The organism is Streptomyces varsoviensis, from assembly GCF_000718635.1.
Lineage (GTDB): Bacteria > Actinomycetota > Actinomycetes > Streptomycetales > Streptomycetaceae > Streptomyces > Streptomyces varsoviensis.
The window spans coordinates 136,652-154,709 of sequence record NZ_JOBF01000006.1 but is presented as its reverse complement, the minus strand read 5'-3'; the positions used below and the strand labels follow the sequence as shown (position 1 = coordinate 154,709).

Below are 18,058 nucleotides of genomic sequence, written 5' to 3'. Positions count from 1 at the left end.
TGCGCACAGGTCACCGATAGGCTCTCGGGGATCATGTCGACCGAGGGAGTGGACAGATGGCGCCGGTGGTGGGCTCCGACGACGGGACGCAGTACCACAAGGACTTCACCCTGAGCATCACCAAGGCGCTCGGCGACCAACTGGCGAAGGCCCTGAAGGGGCTGGATCGGGCCCCCCTCGCCGAGGAGAATCTGGCGCGGCTCAAGGAGAAACCTGGGGTCTACCAGCTCTACTTGAACGACGAGTTCGTCTACGTCGGCAAGGCGGACAAGTCGTTGCCGGCCCGCCTTCGTAACCACCTGCGCAAGATCTCGGGGCGCCGCAACATCTCCCTGGAGGAGATGGCCTTCTCGTGCCTGTATGTAGCGGAGGACTTCTCCGCCCTCGCCCCGGAGCAGCTGCTCATCACGCACCACAAGGGTCAGGGCGACATCCCCTGGAACAACAACGGCTTCGGTAACAAGGATCCGGGTCGCCAGCGGGACAGCACCGTGCTGAAGCGGAACCATTTCGACGTCCTGTTTCCCATCGACCTAGACCGACCTGTTGAGGGCCTGCAGGCCGGCGAAACCACGCTCCATACCCTCCTGGAATCGATCAAGACGGGGCTCCCGTACAACTTCAGGTACGGAAAGGCGGCGGAGTTCAAGACCCGGCGAGTTCACGTGCCAGCGGATGGGATGACCGCTGATGAGGTTTTCCGCCTGATTTCCGCCGAGATACCGACGAAGTGGCAGATCACAGCCCTGATGGGTTATGTGATCATGTACGACGACAGTCCGATTGAGTACAAGAGTGCATGGCGGTACTACCGCAATGGCCAGCCGATCGGCGCCGTTCCGGAGGCTGAACCGGCTGGAGATGTCGAAGGCGATCCGTCAGATCTGGGCGAATGATCTGAGCCGGTGGCACCGCTCCGACGTTTGGTAAGACCAAGGGGGTCGCCGTCAACGACGCAGACCTTGCGGAGATGGTCGCCGTGCGGTTCCGTCGCGGTCAGTCGGACTGGCGGTGCCAGTCGGTGACGCACTGGCGACATGATTAGGGAACCCGCCGAAGCCATCGTGTCTGAGGCCGGAGTCGTGAACATCCCGCTGGGAGTGCTTGCCGAGGCCGGCCTGTCTCCAGGGACCCCGGTCCTCATCCACAGCGACGGGGACGGACGCATCGTTGTGAGACGGCACGAGGACGCCATCCGCGACCTTCTACAGAACGGCTCGCTGTGAAGGGCTGGAGAGCATGTGTGGACCGGTCGGGCTGGGTGCGGCGCCTATGGGGTAGCTCCTGACCAGGCTGCTGTGTCACCCGATCGTGTGGCAGTCCCAAGGCCGCATGGAGTCGTGGGCAGTCAGCATCGAAGACGCAGCTATGGCTTGCGTCTTCGGGGCCCGCTGGGCTTGATGGCGGCCAGTGGGTTGGTGCCATACGCCTGGGCAGGGCTAACGGGTATGGCAGGGTGGTGGAACATGGTGTCGATCGCGTCCAGATCGGCCTCAGAGAAGGTCACAGTGACGCCCTTCCTCGAGTGAGGTAGGCGCCTGATGTTGTCGCGGAGCCACCGTTCCCTGACGCGGAGGACCTCGGCAGCCTCGGGATAGGTGTACCGCCGCTTCGGGCCGCGTTCCGGCACGTCCGCTTCCGTTTTACTTCCCATTGCTCGCCTTCCTGGCACGCCTGGCCTGCGCGGACAGGAGGGCGAGCCTCGCGTAGTGCGCCTTGCGCAGCGACTGGGCGGCGTCCTCGATCTGCTTTGACGTACCCGAGGGGTGGAGTTTCCGAGCCTCGCTCAGAAAGCGGGACTCGCTCGCCTTGCGTGCCGCTTCGGTACGGGCGGGGCGGTCCGCCGTGTTTGCCCAGCTGAGGTGGGCAGCGGGGCGACTGCGCAGCGAGCGTTCCGTGGGGTCCACCGTTGGGCCTCCTTGACCGATGTTCTCTGGTGGATGGTTCTCTGTGAGGACGCTGGCCGGGCCCGATGGGCAGTCAGAGCACGCTTTAGGGTGAAGGGCCAACCGCTGCGTCCCGGGTTGAGCCTTCGATCCTGTAACTTCCCCGTCGGCCGCGCAGACGCACTAGCTTTGTAGGCCCCCGTACGCGTCAGGTCCTCCGAGGGGGATCGATGGCCAAGCTCACTGATGAGCAGAAGGCGAAGCGTGCGGCTGCGCGAGCGCGCCGCAAGGCTCTTGCCGCCGAGGAGGAGGATCGCCGGGACACGGAGCGGCGTGAAACATGGGCGCGTGAAGGGACACGGCTCACCTGGGACGAGTACAAGGCCGGGGTGCCATGTCGAGGATGTGGCGAACCCATGTATGACGGCTTGGGGAGCTGGCCGGGGCTCATGTACCTCACCGAAGAGGAGAAGCGCGACTACGAGGTCATGGAAGAGCGGTTCCGGGAGCTGCACCCAGACTGTAAGAGCGGCCGCTGGAGTATAGGTGGGTCGCGTGTGAGCCACTGCTGTCTGTGCTGTCCGCCGCCACCGATGGGGCCGGCGCAGATCGAGAAGCTCACGCGACTCTTTCAGACCTTCCCCTCTGCCGAGGAGCGCAAGAAGGACCTGGACGCCTGGGAGCTGATCCTCACCTGCGGTCACGTGACCACCTTCATCCAGCACCGGGAGAACACCTACGTCCGGCGAGTGGTCGACTGCCCGGAGTGTCAGACGCGGCGCGGGGTTGTGGAGAGCAAGCGGCTCGGACCCGCATACACCGGCGATGGCGTGGAGGTAGCCCGGGGCGAGGCGGAGCAGGCACGTGTCGTTGCCGAGCTGACCAAGGCAGGGCAGCAGCTCCGCCGCCAGCAGCAGCGTGCTGCTGCTACGAGCAGCCGGATCGAGGAGCTCCAGAAGCAGCTCAGCCCGACTGCCCGGGGCGACGGAATTGCGTGAGCGGTGCGTGAGCCGACTGGGTGGGACAGGGTGGATTGGGCAACACGTGGGTTGCGGGGCCTAGGTCTCTGACCTTGGGAAACGGGATCCTGTGACACCGCCTGGCACCACCCGGGATGATCTCGCAGGCCCTCGTAATGCGTGGGTCTCGGGTTCGAATCCCGAAGGCGGCTCCAGTGAGGCCCCGGCTCGGATGATTCTGAGTCGGGGTTTTTGCGTTTGCGTTCGGCGGTCGCGGGTGGGGCGCCGTCCCGGGGGCTGAGCAGGGGACTGGGTGTGGGTTTCGGTCTGAATGCGGAGAGATGTCGTCAGTCGTTGGCAACTTGCCTGCGGGGTGGGCTGGGGCGGGCTAGAGAAGGGGGGAGTTGTCGCCTGACGGGAGGGCTGGCCGGTGCTGACCATCAATGTGGCGCTGCTGATCGCGGTCATCGTCATCTGGCGACTGCGCCGGCGCGTACAGGCTCGAACCCGGTTCGATCAGGGGCTGACCGTGTTCATGGCCGTACTGCTGGGGGTTCTGATCGCTCCGACCGATTTCGGCCGGAGTCTTTTGGACGCTACGGGCCAGTTTGCGCAGAGTGTCTCGCAGTGGGGCCATTAGGGGCGGCGACGTAGGTCGACTCTGGGGGCGGGGGTTGGTGTGTCACTTTTCGGGTGGGTGCTTTGCTATTACCTTTCCGGCGGTGTCTGCCTTCAGGTAGGCGGAGCCGTAGGGGTCGGAGAGGTAGATGCTCATGTCGGGGCCGTTGTTGAGGGGCTTTGAGGCTGGGGAGACGACTAGGTAGAGGGTGGTGGGGTGGTCGATTCCCAGGTCTTGGTGGGCGGTGCGCAGGAGGTTCGGTAGGGCGTCCCAGTTGAAGGCGGTCAGGTCGGTTGGGGCGTCGTCGGTGGTGAGGGTGCCGCCTGGGCCTTCGCGGGTGGCGGTGTCGCCGCCTCGGTAGGTGAAGCGGTCGTAGCGCTTCTTGCTGCCCTTGACCAGGGCTTCGGCGCTCACATGCTCGGGGTACACGACGAACCGGGTGACCTTTGTGCCGCCCATGACCGGCTTCAGTTTCTGGATCGCCCTACGGATTCCGTCCGGCGTCAGGAGGGTCGGCGACTCGGTCGGGCGATCTGCTGTCTTCTCGGGATTTGGGGGGTTTGTGGGGGCCGCTTTAGCCGGGGTCGTGGCCGTCGCTGTCGCCGTCGCTCTCTGTGGTGTCGTCCTTCCGGCCGGCTCGCCGTTCGACTTGGGCACCACCACCCACACCATGATTCCGGTCAGCGTCGCGCCCGCGATGGTCAGTGCCGTGAGTTTTCTGCGGGACGCGCGCAGTTGCCGCTGCGTTTCGTTCGGAGGGGTGGCCGACGGGGTGGGGGGTGGTAGGTGGTCCGAGGGGCCGGTCCCCTCACCGCTCGCCGTCGCCAGCATGGTGTCCAGCGTCTCCGCGTCCGGCCGTGCCGCCGGGTCGCGGACCAGTACGGACACCAGCGCGTCCGTGAGCGCCCCCGCCTGGCGGGGCGGCGGGATCTCGGCGTCCAGTACGGCGGCCAGGGTGGCGAGGGTGTTCTCCCTGCGCAGTGGGTGGTAGCCCTCTACCGCTACGTACAGCATCAGGGCGAGCGACCAGAGGTCGCCGGCGGGGCCGGCGGTCTGGCCCCGTACGCGTTCGGGGGCCATGTAGTCGGGTGAGCCGATGACGGAGCCGGTCGCGGTGAGGCTGGTGGACTCGCGGAGCGCGGCGATGCCGAAGTCCGTGAGGACCGGGCGGCCGTCCGGGCGCAGCAGGACGTTGGCGGGTTTCACGTCGCGGTGTTCGACGCCGCCCGCGTGGGCGGCGCGCAGCGCGGCCAGTACGCCGCGGCCGAGCCGGGCGGCTTCGGAGGGGGGCATGGGGCCACGGTCCAGGCGGTGCTGGAGCGAGCCGCCGGGGACCAGTTCCATGACGAGCCAGGGGTAGGTGTCCTCGCCGGTGTCCACGATGTGGTGGATGGTCACCACATTGGGGTGGTCGATCCGCGCGAGCGCCCGGGCCTCGCGCAGTACCCGGGCCCGTAGCGTACGAGCGCCCTCCGGGTCGTGGTCCGCGTACGCGGGGTCCGGCGGGCGTACCTCTTTCAGGGCCACCTCGCGGTGGAGGACCAGGTCGCGGGCGCGCCAGACCGTCCCCATGCCACCGCCGCCGAGCCGGTCCAGCAGCTCGAACCGGCCGTCGATCACTCGTCCCACCGTGCCCACCGTGCCCCCAGAACGGTCACCAGCCCGGCCGGTTCCGCCGCGCGTCCCAGTTCAGCGCGTCGCCCTCCTCCGCGAGGCGGGCCGGCCAGCCGCCCGGGTCGGGTACGGCCGTACCTCCCACACGGTCGTACGGGCCATCCGGCCGTACGTCCCACCCGGCGGGCCCGTACGGCGGCACCGTCGACGCGTTCAAGGGCGAGCCCCGAACCCCGAGTGAGCGGAGAAGAGTTCGGCCCTCGCGAACTCGTTCAGCGTATCCTCCCCGCGGCTACGGAACGCCTCGATCGCCCGACCCTTGTGGCCGAGAGCTTCGCCGAACGAGGCGACGCCGCGGACTGACGCGTCGGGATGGGTCATCGTCGGTGCGTGGCGAGGGCGCTGTCGATGAGTTCGGTGAGCAGTCGTGGGTAGGGGCTGCCGGCGGCGGCGAACATCTTGGGGACCTGGGAGTGCTCGGTCAGGCCGGGGGCGGTGTTGACCTCGTTGAGCACGAAGCCGCGTGAGGTGAGGAAGAAGTCGAAGCGCGCCGTGCCCGCGCAGTCGAGGGCGCGGAAGAGCCGGGTGGCATGGCGGGCGAGGGTGCTCTGCTCCTGGCTGGTGAGAGGGGCGGGGATACGGAAGGCGGCCGTGCCGTCGTACTTGAGAGTCGTGTCGAAGAGGCGGCCGGCGGTGAGGATCTCCAGGGCCGGACTGGTGATGAGGGTCTGGTCGGCGCGTTGCAGCACGGCGATGTCGATCTCGCGTCCTTCGAGTACTTCCTCGACGAGGGCGCGGCGGTCGAGGGCGAGCGCGGCGGCGAGAGCCGGCCGGTAGGCGTCGGGGGTGTCGACGCGGGCGACGCCGTGGCTGGAACCGGCCGAGACGGGCTTCACGACCAGGGGCAACGGGAGCGGTGGCGTGCCGTCGGCCGTGGTGGCGAGGGCGGAGCGGGCCACGGGGATGCCCAGGTCCCGGGCGATGAGTTTGGTGGTGGCCTTGTCCATGGCCAGTGCGCCGGCGCGGACTCCGGAGCCGACGTAGGGCAGTTGGGCCAGGTCGCACAGGGCGGCCAGGGTGCCGTCCTCGCCGCGCGGGCCGTGGACGGCGGGGAAGACGACGTCACAGGTACGGAGCAGGCGCAGGGCGCCGGCGAGTCCGTCGGCCAGGGGGTGGTGGTCCGGGCCGAGCCAGGTGCCGTCGCGGCCGATGGTCAGGCCGAGGGGCTCGTAGCCGTCGGGCAGGGCGGTGGCGATGGCGTGGGCGGTGGCCAGGGAGACGTCGTGTTCGCAGTTCTGGCCGCCGCCGATGATCGCGATGCGTACGGGGCGGGGCGCGGTGCTGGTCATGCGGGAATCTCCAGGTCGGCCGGGTGGCGGGAGGCGGGGTGGCGGGAGGCGGAGGGGCGGGAGGCGGAGGGGCTCGGCGGGGGAGCGGGCAGGGTGCGGCGGGCCAGCCGAGGCTGCCCGCCCAGCGTGGTGAGGAGGTGGTGGGGCAGCGTCCCGGCCCAGCGGGCCCAGTCCTCGACCGTGGGCTCTCCGGCGTCACCGGGCCCCAGGACGGTGACCGTTTCGCCGGGTGTGACGGGGTCGTCGCCCGCGTCGATGACGATCTGGTCCATCGAGAACAGGCCGACCACGCTGCGGCGTCGGCCGCGCAGGAGCACCTGTGCCCGGTGCGATGCCTGGCGCGGCAGCCCGTCGCCGTAGCCGAGGGGCAGCAGCGCGAGGCGTGTGGGCCGGTCGGTGCGGAAGGCGTGCCCATAGCCGACGGGGGTGCCGGCCGCCACGTCGCGTACCGCGGCGACCGGTGCGGTCAGCGTCATCGCCTGGCGCAGCCCGGCCCGGCGGGTCGGGTCGATGCCGTACAGGCCCGCTCCCACCCGGACCAGGTCGTAGTGGCTGCGCGGGTCGTTGAGCAGGGCGGCGGTGGCGGCGAGATGACGGTGGCGCGGCCGCAGCCCCACACGGCGGGCCTGCCGCACGGCGACGTCGAATGCCTCGCGGCCCTGCCGGTTGTGGGGGTCGTCCGGGTCGTCCGCGCAGCCGAGATGCCCCATCACCCCGACCACGCGCAGCACCCCCGCGGCCTCCAGACGGAGGGCCGCGCCGCACAACTCCGCCCACTGTTCGGGAGACGCGCCGTCACGGGCCATACCGACGTCGGCGTGCAGGTGGACGCGTGCGGTGCGGCCGGTGGACAGGGCGGCGCCGGCAACGGCACGCAGGTGCTCGACCCCCGCCACGGCCACCTCGACGTCGTCCTGGAGGGCGGCCTCGAAGTCGCTGTGCGGGGCGGTCAGCCAGGCCAGTACCGGTCCGGTCAGCCCGGCACGGCGCAGCGCGTGTGCCTCACCGAGGGTGGCCACGCCCAGCCGGTCGGCGCCGTGCGCCCGCACGGTGCGGGCCACATCGCTCATGCCGTGCCCGAACGCGTCGGCCTTGACGACCGCCATGAACGCGGACCGCGGACAACGGGCCCGCAGGCGCCGGGTATTGGAGGCCACCGCGGCCAGATCGATACGCAGCATGGGCTGCCGCTGTTCTTCGGCCGCGCGGCCCGGCGTCGCCGCCGCGTTCGGCGCGGTCACGACCCGGCCCCCTCGCCGCCGTCCGTGTCGCCGGTTCTCTCGCCCCTCCCTTCGCCGCTCCTTGCGCCCCTCCTGTCGCCGCTCTTCTCGCCGTCAAACGCGGCGGGAAGCTGCGTGCGCAACGCCTCGATGAGCCGGCCGCTGCGGTCCAAGGCGGCGGACAGGCCCTCGGTGGGCGTGGTGTTCGCCCGCTGGGCCAGGGTGACGCCGAGTACGAGGCGCTGCTCGCCGCCGGCCCGCACCCTGGCGGCCCACATCAGGTTGCCGCCCGCGGGGGTGGTCGATCCGGTCTTGAGGCCGACGACGCCGGCCCTGTCCAGCAGGTCGTTGGTATTGGTGACCGTGCCGGGTATGCCCGGCACGGTGGTCTCGCGCAGGGCGACGATGCTGCGCAGGGCCGGCTGCTCCATGGCCGCCTGCGCCAGTCTCAACTGGTCGTCGGCGGTGCTGCGGGTGCTCTCCTCGAAGCCACTGGCCCCCGTGTACGTGGTGTGGGCCATCCCGAGGTGCCGCGCGGCCCGGTTCATCTTCTCGACGAACTTCCCCTCCGACCCGGAGTCCCAGCGGGCGAGCAGCCGGGCGGCGTTGTTGCCGGACGGCAGCATGAGCAGTTCCAGGAGCTGGCGCTGGGTGAAGCGCTGCCCCTCGCGCAGCGGCACGGTGGACTCGCTCAGGGACTTCGACTCCTGGGCGGCCGGCGGGTCCACATCGATCCGCGGGCCCTCTTCGCCGTCCTTGAGCGGGTGCTCCTTGAGGATCACGTGCGCGGTCATCACCTTGGTCACACTCGCGATCGGCACCGGCGTGGCCCCGCCCTTGCTCCCGAGCGAGCCCAATCCGTCGACCGCGATACTGGTCTGGCCCTCTCCCGGCCACGGCAGGTCGACCTTGTCGGCGATCTCCGCACGCTCGGTGAGGGAGCGGTGGGAGGAGGCGACAGCGGACGGGCTGCCCCCGAAGAATTCGCCCCCCGCGTACGTACCTCCGCCGAGCACCGCGGCCAGCGCCAGTGCGCCGCAGACCGCGCGCCTCCGGGGCCCCCGGACCGCCGTCGCACGCCACACACCCATCGGAACCCGCCTCTCCAACCCCAGTCGTCGCACGAGTCCTCGTGCGCCGCACACAGCCTGGGCGGGCCCTGTATCCGGTCGATCATGGCCGTGTATCCACCAGCGCGCGGTTTTGTGCCGAGTGAGTGACAGGCTCGTCCCGAGATCATGACCAACGCTCCGGAGCCCGGCGGCGTTCGGCTCGCCGGCGTCGTGCGCGGTCGCACGACGGGGCTTGCTCCCAAGTGGCCTTAGTGGCCCTTATTGGCCTCAGGACTCCGTCTGTGGGGCCAGGGGGTGGCCTTGCCCTTCGTGGCGTGTCAGGAGTACGCGGCAGTCCAGTGCCGCGCTCGCGTCGCGCTCTTGTTCCGCCCTTGCGAGCTTGTCCCTCAGGGACTGGCAGTAGTTGCAGGTGGTGGCGTCCTTCGCCGGCATGTCGTCGCCTCTTTACTGGCCCGGGCCGAGGTCAGGGGCAGGGCCGATGTTGCCGATGGCTTGGCCCTAACTGGCCGATTCGTAGGGGGCATTGCGTCGCGCCCAGGTACGGCGGTGCCTTTGGCTGCCCGCCGCTTGGCGACGCACGGTGAACGTAGCGTCATCGGCCTTGCGTGGCAAGAGTGCTACGTGGCAGAGATGTCGAGAGGAACACTGCAAGAGCCCCTCGCCGCTGGGGGCTGAGGGGCTCCGATGCTGGTAGGTCGCGCGTCAGGTGGCGAAGTGGTCGAACCTTCCGGCCTGAACCCCCTTGATGAGGACGGCAAAATTGCTACGGCTCGTGCTCGTGCGCACGTTCGGGGCGTCACTCTCGCGGATCATTATGGTGTCGCCCCGCTCCGCGATCTCGACGCAGTTCTCGCCCCCTGCGCCGGAGTAGGAAGACTTCTGCCACTTCAGTTCCATGCTTGGGTTTCTCACAGTTCTCGCGCGATGTGGTGGATGAGCTGCCGTGATTCTGTTGCGTCAAGTGCTGCCGCTTCTGCCGTGTCGAGCAGCGCCCGGTACTTCTTGAGTTCGGCGTCGGCGTCCAGGAATCGGCCCCCCGATGCGCTGTCGATCTGGACGGTGTCCAGTTGCGGAACGACGCCGCCGGCGTACAGGACCGGTTGCGTGGCCTCGATGAAGCTCTCGCACGTGAAGGGGATGACGCGGACGGTGACACTGGGCCACTCCGAGACCTCCATGAGGTATTCGAGCTGCGCCCTCGCCACCTTGCGGCCGCCGAAGCGCATGCGCAGCGCGGCCTCGTGGATGACCGCCTCGAACCGTGGCGGGTCCTGTCGCTCGAAGATGCTCCGGCGTCGCATCCGGTGTTCGACGCGTACGTCCGCCTCGTCGGAGGGGAGGGTGGGTACGTGGCCGGCATAGATGGCGCGGGCGTATTCCTCGGTCTGGAAGATGCCGGGCATGGTGACGGATTGCATGGAGCGCATGAAGGTCGCGTGGTGTTCGAGTTCCGCGATGTCAAGGAAGCCCGGAGCGAGCAGCCCGCGGTACTCGTCCCACCAGAATTGGCCGCGATGCTCGCGCGCTATGGCGCAGAGTGCGTCAATCAATTCGGTGTCATCACACGAGTAAAAGGTGGCCAACCGCCGGATGCGTTCCTCGGAAACACCGATCCTGCCGGATTCGGTGTGGCTGATCTTCGCCTGATCGGTCGACAGCAAACCGGCCGCCTCGCGCGCTGCCCGGCCCGCGCGCTCGCGCAGTTTCCGCAGCTCGGCACCCAAGCGCGCCTGACGTGCGGTCGGGTTGTCCCTCGCTGGCATGTCACCTTCCCCTGTCTGGTCAGAGTGTCCCGCGTAACCGTGCCATGGTCCACCCGTTCGCACGAGCAGCACCCGCCTACTTGCTACGTAGCATGTATGCCACTAGCTTTCAGGCAGCACAGCGCCCCATGCCAGTAAGACCGCAGTGCAGCCGCTCGGGCATGCCCAACAGGTGTGTCCGGAGAGACGAAGCCACGACGGCAAGCAGCGCGTGCTACCGACGCGTTGGGAGACGTAGCCATGAGCCTTGTACCCCGCAATCGCCACCCAGAAATTCCGCGGCGCCAGTCGTTCCGCGTGAGCCTGCCGAGCGGGGTCATGGCCCCGAGGATCGCTCGTACGCTCGTAGCCGACCTGCTGGTCCTGACCGATCACGGCTGTCTCGCCGACCCCGCCCGACTGCTCGTCAGCGAGATCGTCACCAACGTGCACATGCACACCGGCACGCCCGTCGTGCACATCGATGTGGCCGTGCGGTTCGCGCGGGTCCGGGTGGCGGTGTGGGACGACGCGCCCTACGTACGGCCGCAGTTGCGCGAAGAGCGGGATGCCGACGAGCGGGGGCGGGGGCTGCACCTCGTGCACGCGCTCGCGTCGCACTGGGGCGTGACGTGGCCCCGTCGGAACGAGCAATCCATCGCCAAACACGTGTGGTTCGCGCTCGACCACGATGGCAGGGGCGACAAGGGCGACAGGGAAGGGGGCGCAGCCTTCGCCACCGGTGCCGGCTCGGGGGCGCCCCCTATGGTGTGAGCCGCCCCGTCACCTCCGGGCGGCTTCGTGCGCCGCGGCTCGTACGGGAGGCGGCGTGGGCGTCGCCGTCACCTCGAAAGGTCCCGGCTCCCTCGGGGGGAGCATCACTTCCTCGTAGCGGCCGAGCGCGAGCATCATGCCGAGGGCCGCGGGCGGGATCAGTAAGGCGATGAGTATGGCGAGCGCTGCCATGGCCTGTCCTTCCGTGAGAACAGCGTCCGGGTCACCCGGCGCCGCCCGCGCAAACCCCGCCCGGCGGGCGGCTCTCACGACGTCTTCGGGGGCGCCTCCGTCACGTCGAGGAACACCTGGTCGGCCTGGGGCCAGGTCTCGGCGACCGAGCGTTTGATGCGTTCGGAGACCGTCTCGACGTCCTCGCTGTCGAGGCCGGGCGCCAGGTCGATACGGGCCGCCACGAGCGTGGAGTCGAGGCCCAGCCGCATGGTGAGCAGCGTGGCCACGCTGTCGATCTCGGGCTGGGCGTCGAGCAGGGCCCGTATCCGGCCGCGCAGCTCGGGGTCGACGGCCTCGCCGATGAGCTGGTCCCGGGCGTCCTTGCCGAGGCGGTAGGCCACGTACACGAGCAGCAGCCCGATGGAGAGCGAGGCGGCGGCCTCCCAGAACACCTCTCCCGTCACCATGTGCAGGGCCATCTCGCCGATCGCCAGCAGGACGCCGAGCACGGCGGTGCCGTCCTCCGCGACCACGGTACGCAGCGCCGGGTCCCCGCCCAGGCCCTTGCCGGGCTGTTCGCGCACCTGGTGCAGTGCGCGCAGCAACGAGGCGCCCTCTGCCGCCAGCGCCACACCCAGGACCGCGAGCCCGGTCACGTACCCGCCGGTCGTCTCCCGCTCGTGCGAGCGCAGCGCCTCGACGCCCTGGAGGAAGGAGAAGCAGCCGCCCATGACGAAGATCCCGACGGCGGCGAGCAGCGACCAGAAGTACCGTTCCTTGCCGTAGCCGAAGGGGTGCCGGCCGTCGGCGGGGCGGCGGCAGCGGCGCAGGGCCGCCAGCAGGAAGACCTCGTTCATGCTGTCCGCGACGGAGTGCGCGGCCTCGGAGAGCAGCGCGGGGGAACCGGTGGCCAGGCCGCCGGCCGCCTTCGCCGCGGCGATGACCAGGTTGGCGGCCAGCGCTACCAGAACCGTCACCCGGGTCTTTCGGTCTGCGGTACGAGCCTGATTCGGGCCGCCCGTTGGGCTTTCTGCCGGGGTCTCGGTCACCTTGTGGGCCGCCGATCAGGCAGTGTCGGCGGCACGGCGTTCCAGCTCCGCCAGGCGGTGCTGCAACCGCTCGTTCTCCTCGGCGAGTTCGCGGTGCCGGGCGCCGGAGGAGAGCGACGGATCGTCCTCCCACCAGTCGATGCCCATCTCCTTGGCCTTGTCGACGGAGGCGACGATCAGCCGCAGCTTGATGGTCAGCAACTCGATGTCGAGCAGGTTGATCCGGATGTCGCCCGCGATGACGACGCCCTTGTCGAGTACGCGTTCCAGGATGTCGGCCAGGTTTGCCCCGCTCTCGGGGCCGTACGTACCGGGGAGGCGGCTCGCGGTCGTCATCGGCGGCCACGGTTCCCGGCGTGCGCGTACTCCCGTCGCTTGCGCGCATCCGTGTCCTCGGCGTCCTCTGTGTCCGCGTCGTCCTCGATATCCGCGTCCTCCTCGATGTCCGCAGAGTCCTCGGTGTCCTCCGGGCCCTCGTCGTCTTCGGCGTACTCGGCCTCTTCCGCCTCTTCGCCGGAATCGGCGGCTCCCGTGTCCACCTCGTCCTCGTCGTTCTCGACGTCCACGTATTCGGCCTCGTCGGCCTCGTCACCGGGTTCTTCTTCGTACAACTCGTCCTCGGCCCGCTCCTCGTCCTCGGCCCGCTCCTCGTCCTCGGCCCGCTCCTCGTCCTCGGCCTCGTCCCCTTCGTCGTACGCGGCTTCGTCCTCGGGCGCGTCTTCTTCGGGCTCCTCCGCCCGGTCCGTACGGCCATCCCTGCGGCCTTCCGTACGGTCCTCCTCGCGGTCTCCCTCGCGCTCGTCCCCCCGTTCCTCCTCCTCGACCGCGTCCTCGTGGCTGACCACGACCTCGCCGTCGCGGATCTCGCCGCGCCAGCCGTCCTGGGCCTCGCCGCGCAGCGAGATGTGCTGTGCGAAGTTCTTGAGGTCGAGCCGGGCGCGGCGGCCCTGGGCGCGCCAGATGTTGCCGGTCCGCTCGAAGAGGCCCTTCGGGTAGTACTCGATGAGCAGCAGCACTCGCGTGAGGTTCTCGGCCAGCGCGTGGAAGGTGACGACGCCCTTCGTGGTGCCCTTGGCGCCCTCCGAGGTCCATACGATGCGGGCGTCCGGGACCTGTTCCGTGGTGCGCGCCTTCCAACTGCGCGTCGACCAGAAGATCTTGAGCTTCCAGTCCGAGGTGGTGTCGTCGGCGGAGTCGGCGCTCCTGACGCCCTTGGCGAAGGTGGCGAACTCCTGGTACTGGGTCCACTGGTCGTACGCCTCGCGCACCGGGACACCGACGTCCACGGACTCCACGATGACGGTCGGCTTCCGGCCCCCGCCGCCCTTCTTGCGCTTGCCACCGCCGCCCAGCCCCTTGGCCGTCTCCACCACGTTGTCCTTGAGGTGGGAGGCGCCGGCCTCCAGGGCGCTGCGCACCGGGCCCTTGCCCTCGGCGATCTTGCGGCCGCTGTCGAGCGCCAGCTTCGCGAAGCCGGGGCTGCGGCCCTCGGCGATGTCGGTCAGTTTCACGGTGCTCTCGCCGAGCTTGCGGCCCGCGCCGGTGAGCAGCCGTTCGGCCTGGGCGAGCGCGTAGTTCTGGAGCTCCGTCTTGAGGCGGTCCACCGCCGGGTTGTCGGCCAGGGTCTTCAGGGGCTGCTGGGGCTTCAGGGACTCAGCCACGGTCGCCACCCGCCTTCGTGGTCCGCGTTCCGGACGGCTTCCTGCCGCCCGACGTACCGCCCGACGTACCGCCCGACGTACCGCCCGACGCGCCGCCGGTCTTGCCGCCCGCCCTGCTGCCCGCCTTGCCGGCGGTCTCCTTGGCGGCGGTCTTCTTGGCGGGCGCCCTCTTGGACGCCGTGCGCTGAGCGGACTTCGCGGCGCCGGCGGCCTTCCCGGCACCGGCCGACGCGGACCTGCCCGACGCGGACCTGCCCGACGCGGACCTGCGCGCCGCGGGCTTCCGCCGGCTCTGACCGCTCGCGGTGGCGGATTCCTCCGCGTCGCCGTCCGTATCGCCGTCCGTATCGCTGTCCGTGTCGGCCTTCGCGTTGGAGCCGCTCCCGCTCCCGTTCTCGTCCCGGTCCTCACCCTCGTCCTCGTCCTCGGCGGAAGCGCCCGGCACCACCCCCGACAACCGGTCCTGCACCCCGGCCGTACGGTCGTGCAGCCGGTCCGCCAGGCCCTCCAACTGCCGGTTGACGAGCGCGCCGGTCGCGGCCTTGCCGACGCCGCGCAGGTCGTCCCGCAGTTGGTCGCCGATCTCCTTGAACTGAGGGTTGTCCGCCAGTCGCGCGGCGGCGAAATCCGCGATCGACTTCGGGTTCAACTGGAGGCGCTTGCCCATCACCAGCGTCCCGATGCCGAAGGCGAGCTTCGCCTTCTTCGTCCGCCCGAGCACATATCCAGCGCCCACGGCGAGCCCTATTGCCAGCCGGCTGTTCATGCCTCTCCCGTTCTTGTCCGTTGAGTCGGTTGAGTCCGTTGCTGCTTTTGCGCCTACTGCGCCTGCTGCGCCTACTGCGTCTGTTGTGCTTGCGGCGCCTGGAGCCGGTCGAGCAGTTCGTCTTCGCGCCGGTCGAACTCCTCCTCGTCGATCTCGCCCGCGTCGAGCCGCCGTGACAGGTCGGCCAGTTCGCGCTGGACGGCCGCCGGGTCGTAGTACTGCCGCTCGGCTTCGGTCAGCACCTGGCCCAGCACCCAGCCGGTGCCGCGCAGCGGGGCGACGGGCAGGAGCAGCAGCTCTCTCAGGAGGCCCACGGCGTCACTCCACGAAGCTGTACGGCGGCAGGGGGCCGTTGACGCGCAGCACGAGATGGGGGTTCTCGCGGCGCAGCGCCGCCACGGCGGCCACGAACTCCTCGCCGTGCTCGCGGTCCACCAGGAACGAGATGTTCGCCAGCCAGCCCCCGCTGGGCGGGCCGGGGCAGGTGTCCTCCGCGGCGTCTTCGAGCGCCTGCCGCAGCAGCGCCGCGTCCTGCGGCTCGCGCTGCTGTACGGCCGTCGCGACGAGTTCGCCGAGGCGCAGCCGGTCCTCGTGGCTGCCGCCGCCGGCCGCCTTGTTGGCCTCGTGCAGCTCCCGCAGTCCGGGGGCGTCGGTGAGCACCCGGTGGAGGACGGCCTCCTCGTCGTGGGTGGCCTTGACGTTGTACTCGGCCTTGCCGTCGAGGGCGCGCAGCCGTTCGAGGTAGTGCTCCTCGTGCGCGGCGAGCGCGGTGGTGACCGCGTCGTCGTCGGGCGAGACGCCGCCGAACCGCATCGGCAGCACGGGCCCGGCGGAGCTGGCCTCGGCGAGCACGTTCTGGTGCGCGAGGAGTTCGCGCCGCTTGGGCTTGAGGTCCGGCGGCGCGTCGCTCACCAGGGCCGCCAGCGGCCCCGCCGCGACGACGCGCACGGGCCGCGGCGGATCTCCGACGCCGACGGTCTCCTCGGGGAGGGGCGGGTGCGAGTCGCGAGTGATGCCGTAGACGTACGTGCTCACTCCTGCTCCTCCTTCCGGCTCCGCGACGCCGTCCGCTTGGCCCGCGGCCGGGACTCGCTCTGGGCCTCCCTGCTGTCCCGGCTCTCCTCACGGGCCTGGTTGAAGGCGTTCGACACGGTCTCGGCCGCGCCGGACAGGGCGCCCTTGGACTTGCCGCGGGCGCCGGACTCGGTCATCTCGCCGACCAGGTCCGGCAGGCCGGGGTTCTTGTGCGGGCCGGCCTCCAGGTCGAGCCGGTTGCACGCCTCGGCGAACCGCAGGTACGTGTCGACGCTCGCGACGACGACACGTACGTCGATCTTCAGAATCTCGATGCCTACGAGCGAGACACGGACGAACGCGTCGATCACGAGCCCCCGGTCGAGTACGAGTTCCAGGACGTCGTAGAGGCCACTGGTGCCGCCCGCGCCCCCGCCTTGTTGTGCCGGGACAACAGTCATCGCGTGGTGCCTTCCTCTCGTGGGGGTGGGTTTCGGGGTCGTTCGCGGCCTCGGGGGCGGCGCGTTCCACGGCGCGCCCTATGGGGCCACGGGCCACGAGCCGTCGCTACGGGCCGGAGCCGTACGGGCCGGAGCCACGAACCCCGAGCCCCGAGCCACGAGCCAGGAGCCGCCGCGCCCGCCGGGCCGCTTCCGGTTCGGAGTAGCCCCGGCGGGCGGGACCAAACACCGCCGCCGCCCCCAAACCGCCCCCAAGCCGCCCGCCAGTCGCCCTCGGACCACCTGCCGATCGCCCTCAAGCCGCCCGCCAACAGCTCTCAAGCCGTCGCCACCCCCCACCACGACCGGCCCCGCGGCGGGTTTTCCGTCCGCCTCGCGGGATACCCGGACCCCCCACACGACCTGGTACGGGGCATCCCGGCGGGCCGGGGCCCGGCCCCGCCCCCGGCCCGCCGAGCGCGGATGCCCGGCGGCTGATCGCGGGTGCGGAGCGGTCCGCTAGCGCCTGCGGGGAGGAAACAAGAGCAGGTGAAACCCCAACTACCTCTGGAACAACTGGCGGTGTCCGCGTACTCCGTCCCCACCGACGCTCCCGAGGCCGACGCCACCCTCGACTGGGACGCGACGACCGTGGTGGTCGTCGAGGCCCGTGCCGGGACGGTGTACGGAACGGGCTGGACGTACGCGCCCGCCGCGGCCGGGCTGTTCGTCGACGAGCAGCTCGCGCCCGCGACGCTGGGCCGCTCGGCCCTCGACGTGCCCCGGCTGCACGACGCGATGTGCAGGGCGGTGCGCGACTCCGGCCGCCCCGGCATCGCCTCGTGCGCGATCTCGGCCGTGGACCTCGCCCTGTGGGACCTCAAGGCCCGGCAGTTCGAGGTGCCGCTGGTCGGGCTGCTCGGCGCGGCCCGCGAGACCGTGCCCGTGTACGGCAGCGGCGGCTTCACCACGTACCACGACACGCATCTCGCCTCGCAGCTCAGTGGCTGGGTGCACGGTCAGGGCATACCGCGGGTGAAGATCAAGATCGGCGAGTGCCGGGGCCGCGCGGTCGCCCGCGACCTGTCCCGCGTCCGCCAGGCCCGCCAGGTCATCGGCGACAAGGCCGAGCTGTACGTGGACGCGGGCGGCGGCTACAACCGCAAGCAGGCCGTGCGCGTCGGCGGCGCGCTCGCGGAGTACGGCGTCGGCTGGCTGGAGGAACCGGTCTCCGCCGACGACCTGAACGGCCTGCGGCTCATCCGCGACACCCTCGTCTGCGACGTGGCGGCCGGCAAGTTCGGCTACGGCCTGCCGTACTTCGCGCGCATGGTGAGCGCGGGCGCGGTCGACTGCCTCCAGGCGGACGCCACGCGCTGCGGCGGCATCACGGAATTCCTCCGGGCCGCGGCGCTGGCGCAGGCCCACGGCCTGGAGATCTCGGCGCACTGCGCCCCGCACGTCCACGTCCATGCGGCGGCGGCCATCCCCAACCTCCGGCACATCGAGTGGTTCCACGACCACGTACGCATCGAGTCGACCCTGTTCGACGGCGCCCTCGACCCCTCGGGCGGCCGCCTGACCCCCGGCCCGGCCCCGGGCCACGGTCTGACGCTGCGCCGCGAGGACATGGAGCCGTACCGCATCGCCTGACTACTTCGCCGCTCCTACCCCCACTTCTGTCACCCCCACTTCTGTCACCCCCCACTTCCCCACCT

21 protein-coding genes are annotated in these 18,058 nt (G+C 70.3%); 5 read left to right on the top strand and 16 right to left on the bottom strand.

From position 1 onward, the window contains the following. Positions 1–56 precede the first annotated feature (56 nt). The gene (locus IF55_RS11950) at positions 57–896 is read left to right on the top strand and encodes a GIY-YIG nuclease family protein (RefSeq protein ID WP_030880706.1); all 840 of its coding nucleotides are present in this window, start codon (positions 57–59) and stop codon (positions 894–896) included. A 747-nt stretch (positions 897–1,643) separates the two neighbouring features. On the opposite strand, the gene IF55_RS11940 is transcribed toward IF55_RS11950, so the two are convergent. Further along, positions 1,644–1,907: a hypothetical protein gene (locus tag IF55_RS11940; protein ID WP_030880699.1), complete on the bottom strand. Its 264-nt coding sequence runs from the start codon at positions 1,905–1,907 to the stop codon at positions 1,644–1,646. Between the two features lie 209 nt (positions 1,908–2,116). Between IF55_RS11940 and IF55_RS11935 the strand changes: the two genes are divergently transcribed. Together IF55_RS11935 and IF55_RS11930 are read left to right on the top strand one after the other, a co-directional pair. Continuing rightward, entirely contained in the window at positions 2,117–2,884 is a 768-nt protein-coding gene (locus IF55_RS11935; RefSeq protein WP_157854325.1) for a hypothetical protein, read from the top strand. Positions 2,885–3,275: 391 nt separating this feature from the next. Beyond that, entirely contained in the window at positions 3,276–3,485 is a 210-nt protein-coding gene (locus IF55_RS11930) for a hypothetical protein (RefSeq protein WP_030880693.1), read from the top strand. Between the two features lie 42 nt (positions 3,486–3,527). Here IF55_RS11930 and IF55_RS11925 read toward each other — a convergent pair whose 3' ends face one another. The 7 genes from IF55_RS11925 to IF55_RS11900 all read right to left on the bottom strand — a co-directional run bounded on the left by IF55_RS11925 (position 3,528) and on the right by IF55_RS11900 (position 10,483). Further along, positions 3,528–5,084, bottom strand: a complete 1,557-nt coding sequence (locus tag IF55_RS11925; protein ID WP_037964096.1) for a serine/threonine-protein kinase — start codon at positions 5,082–5,084, stop codon at positions 3,528–3,530. Positions 5,085–5,118: 34 nt separating this feature from the next. Further along, positions 5,119–5,295 carry a hypothetical protein gene (locus IF55_RS39310; protein ID WP_157854323.1) on the bottom strand — a complete coding sequence of 59 codons (177 nt, stop codon included), beginning with the start codon at positions 5,293–5,295 and terminating at the stop codon, positions 5,119–5,121. Between the two features lie 160 nt (positions 5,296–5,455). Beyond that, the gene (locus IF55_RS11920) at positions 5,456–6,427 is read right to left on the bottom strand and encodes a D-alanine--D-alanine ligase family protein (RefSeq protein ID WP_030880685.1); all 972 of its coding nucleotides are present in this window, start codon (positions 6,425–6,427) and stop codon (positions 5,456–5,458) included. Then, complete coding sequence (gene alr, locus IF55_RS11915) at positions 6,424–7,668, bottom strand: alanine racemase (protein ID WP_063763956.1); 1,245 nt, start codon at positions 7,666–7,668, stop codon at positions 6,424–6,426. Before alr ends, IF55_RS11920 begins: the two co-directional genes overlap by 4 nt. Further along, complete coding sequence (locus IF55_RS11910; RefSeq protein ID WP_078644197.1) at positions 7,665–8,738, bottom strand: D-alanyl-D-alanine carboxypeptidase family protein; 1,074 nt, start codon at positions 8,736–8,738, stop codon at positions 7,665–7,667. The genes alr and IF55_RS11910 overlap by 4 nt, the downstream gene beginning before the upstream one ends. 684 nt (positions 8,739–9,422) lie before the next feature. After that, positions 9,423–9,617 (bottom strand): DUF397 domain-containing protein, encoded by a 195-nt coding sequence (locus IF55_RS11905; RefSeq protein ID WP_030880674.1) that lies wholly within the window; start codon positions 9,615–9,617, stop codon positions 9,423–9,425. A gap of 11 nt (positions 9,618–9,628) precedes the next feature. Then, entirely contained in the window at positions 9,629–10,483 is an 855-nt protein-coding gene (locus IF55_RS11900; RefSeq protein ID WP_030880671.1) for a DUF5753 domain-containing protein, read from the bottom strand. 240 nt (positions 10,484–10,723) lie between these two features. On the opposite strand from IF55_RS11900, the gene IF55_RS11895 reads away from it, so the two are divergent. Continuing rightward, positions 10,724–11,236: an ATP-binding protein gene (locus IF55_RS11895; protein ID WP_169767197.1), complete on the top strand. Its 513-nt coding sequence runs from the start codon at positions 10,724–10,726 to the stop codon at positions 11,234–11,236. 9 nt (positions 11,237–11,245) lie between these two features. Here IF55_RS11895 and IF55_RS11890 read toward each other — a convergent pair whose 3' ends face one another. From IF55_RS11890 to IF55_RS11855, 8 genes are all read right to left on the bottom strand, one after another. After that, positions 11,246–11,428, bottom strand: a complete 183-nt coding sequence (locus tag IF55_RS11890; RefSeq protein WP_030880667.1) for a hypothetical protein — start codon at positions 11,426–11,428, stop codon at positions 11,246–11,248. Positions 11,429–11,502: 74 nt separating this feature from the next. Next, positions 11,503–12,459 carry a cation diffusion facilitator family transporter gene (locus IF55_RS11885; RefSeq protein WP_030880664.1) on the bottom strand — a complete coding sequence of 319 codons (957 nt, stop codon included), beginning with the start codon at positions 12,457–12,459 and terminating at the stop codon, positions 11,503–11,505. A 15-nt stretch (positions 12,460–12,474) separates the two neighbouring features. Beyond that, positions 12,475–12,795 carry a gas vesicle protein gene (locus IF55_RS11880; RefSeq protein WP_030880660.1) on the bottom strand — a complete coding sequence of 107 codons (321 nt, stop codon included), beginning with the start codon at positions 12,793–12,795 and terminating at the stop codon, positions 12,475–12,477. After that, on the bottom strand, positions 12,792–14,120 hold the full coding sequence (locus IF55_RS38455) for an SRPBCC family protein (protein ID WP_245661161.1): 1,329 nt from the start codon (positions 14,118–14,120) through the stop codon (positions 12,792–12,794). The genes IF55_RS11880 and IF55_RS38455 overlap by 4 nt, the downstream gene beginning before the upstream one ends. Beyond that, a complete protein-coding gene (locus IF55_RS38450) occupies positions 14,113–14,886 on the bottom strand; it encodes a hypothetical protein (RefSeq protein WP_106980372.1) in 774 nt (257 codons plus the stop codon). Before IF55_RS38450 ends, IF55_RS38455 begins: the two co-directional genes overlap by 8 nt. A gap of 71 nt (positions 14,887–14,957) precedes the next feature. Continuing rightward, entirely contained in the window at positions 14,958–15,200 is a 243-nt protein-coding gene (locus IF55_RS11865; protein ID WP_030880651.1) for a gas vesicle protein GvpG, read from the bottom strand. 4 nt (positions 15,201–15,204) lie between these two features. After that, on the bottom strand, positions 15,205–15,921 hold the full coding sequence (locus IF55_RS11860) for a GvpL/GvpF family gas vesicle protein (protein WP_030880648.1): 717 nt from the start codon (positions 15,919–15,921) through the stop codon (positions 15,205–15,207). Then, on the bottom strand, positions 15,918–16,361 hold the full coding sequence (locus IF55_RS11855) for a gas vesicle structural protein GvpA (protein WP_030880646.1): 444 nt from the start codon (positions 16,359–16,361) through the stop codon (positions 15,918–15,920). The genes IF55_RS11860 and IF55_RS11855 overlap by 4 nt, the downstream gene beginning before the upstream one ends. A 528-nt stretch (positions 16,362–16,889) precedes the next feature. Here IF55_RS11855 and IF55_RS11850 point away from each other — a divergent pair. Next, entirely contained in the window at positions 16,890–17,993 is a 1,104-nt protein-coding gene (locus IF55_RS11850; RefSeq protein ID WP_030880644.1) for an enolase C-terminal domain-like protein, read from the top strand. Positions 17,994–18,058: the final 65 nt, after the last annotated feature.

Excerpts from the sequence above, each read along its gene's own strand:
- IF55_RS11950 (WP_030880706.1), top strand. The coding sequence starts at position 57 with ATGGCGCCGGTGGTGGGCTCCGACGACGGGACGCAGTACCACAAGGAC.
- IF55_RS11935 (WP_157854325.1), top strand. The coding sequence starts at position 2,117 with ATGGCCAAGCTCACTGATGAGCAGAAGGCGAAGCGTGCGGCTGCGCGA.
- IF55_RS11920 (WP_030880685.1), bottom strand. The coding sequence starts at position 6,427 with ATGACCAGCACCGCGCCCCGCCCCGTACGCATCGCGATCATCGGCGGC.
- IF55_RS11910 (WP_078644197.1), bottom strand. The coding sequence starts at position 8,738 with ATGGGTGTGTGGCGTGCGACGGCGGTCCGGGGGCCCCGGAGGCGCGCG.
- IF55_RS11905 (WP_030880674.1), bottom strand. The coding sequence starts at position 9,617 with ATGGAACTGAAGTGGCAGAAGTCTTCCTACTCCGGCGCAGGGGGCGAG.
- IF55_RS11900 (WP_030880671.1), bottom strand. The coding sequence starts at position 10,483 with ATGCCAGCGAGGGACAACCCGACCGCACGTCAGGCGCGCTTGGGTGCC.
- IF55_RS11895 (WP_169767197.1), top strand. The coding sequence starts at position 10,724 with ATGAGCCTTGTACCCCGCAATCGCCACCCAGAAATTCCGCGGCGCCAG.
- IF55_RS11890 (WP_030880667.1), bottom strand. The coding sequence starts at position 11,428 with ATGGCAGCGCTCGCCATACTCATCGCCTTACTGATCCCGCCCGCGGCC.
- IF55_RS11880 (WP_030880660.1), bottom strand. The coding sequence starts at position 12,795 with ATGACGACCGCGAGCCGCCTCCCCGGTACGTACGGCCCCGAGAGCGGG.
- IF55_RS38450 (WP_106980372.1), bottom strand. The coding sequence starts at position 14,886 with ATGAACAGCCGGCTGGCAATAGGGCTCGCCGTGGGCGCTGGATATGTG.
- IF55_RS11855 (WP_030880646.1), bottom strand. The coding sequence starts at position 16,361 with ATGACTGTTGTCCCGGCACAACAAGGCGGGGGCGCGGGCGGCACCAGT.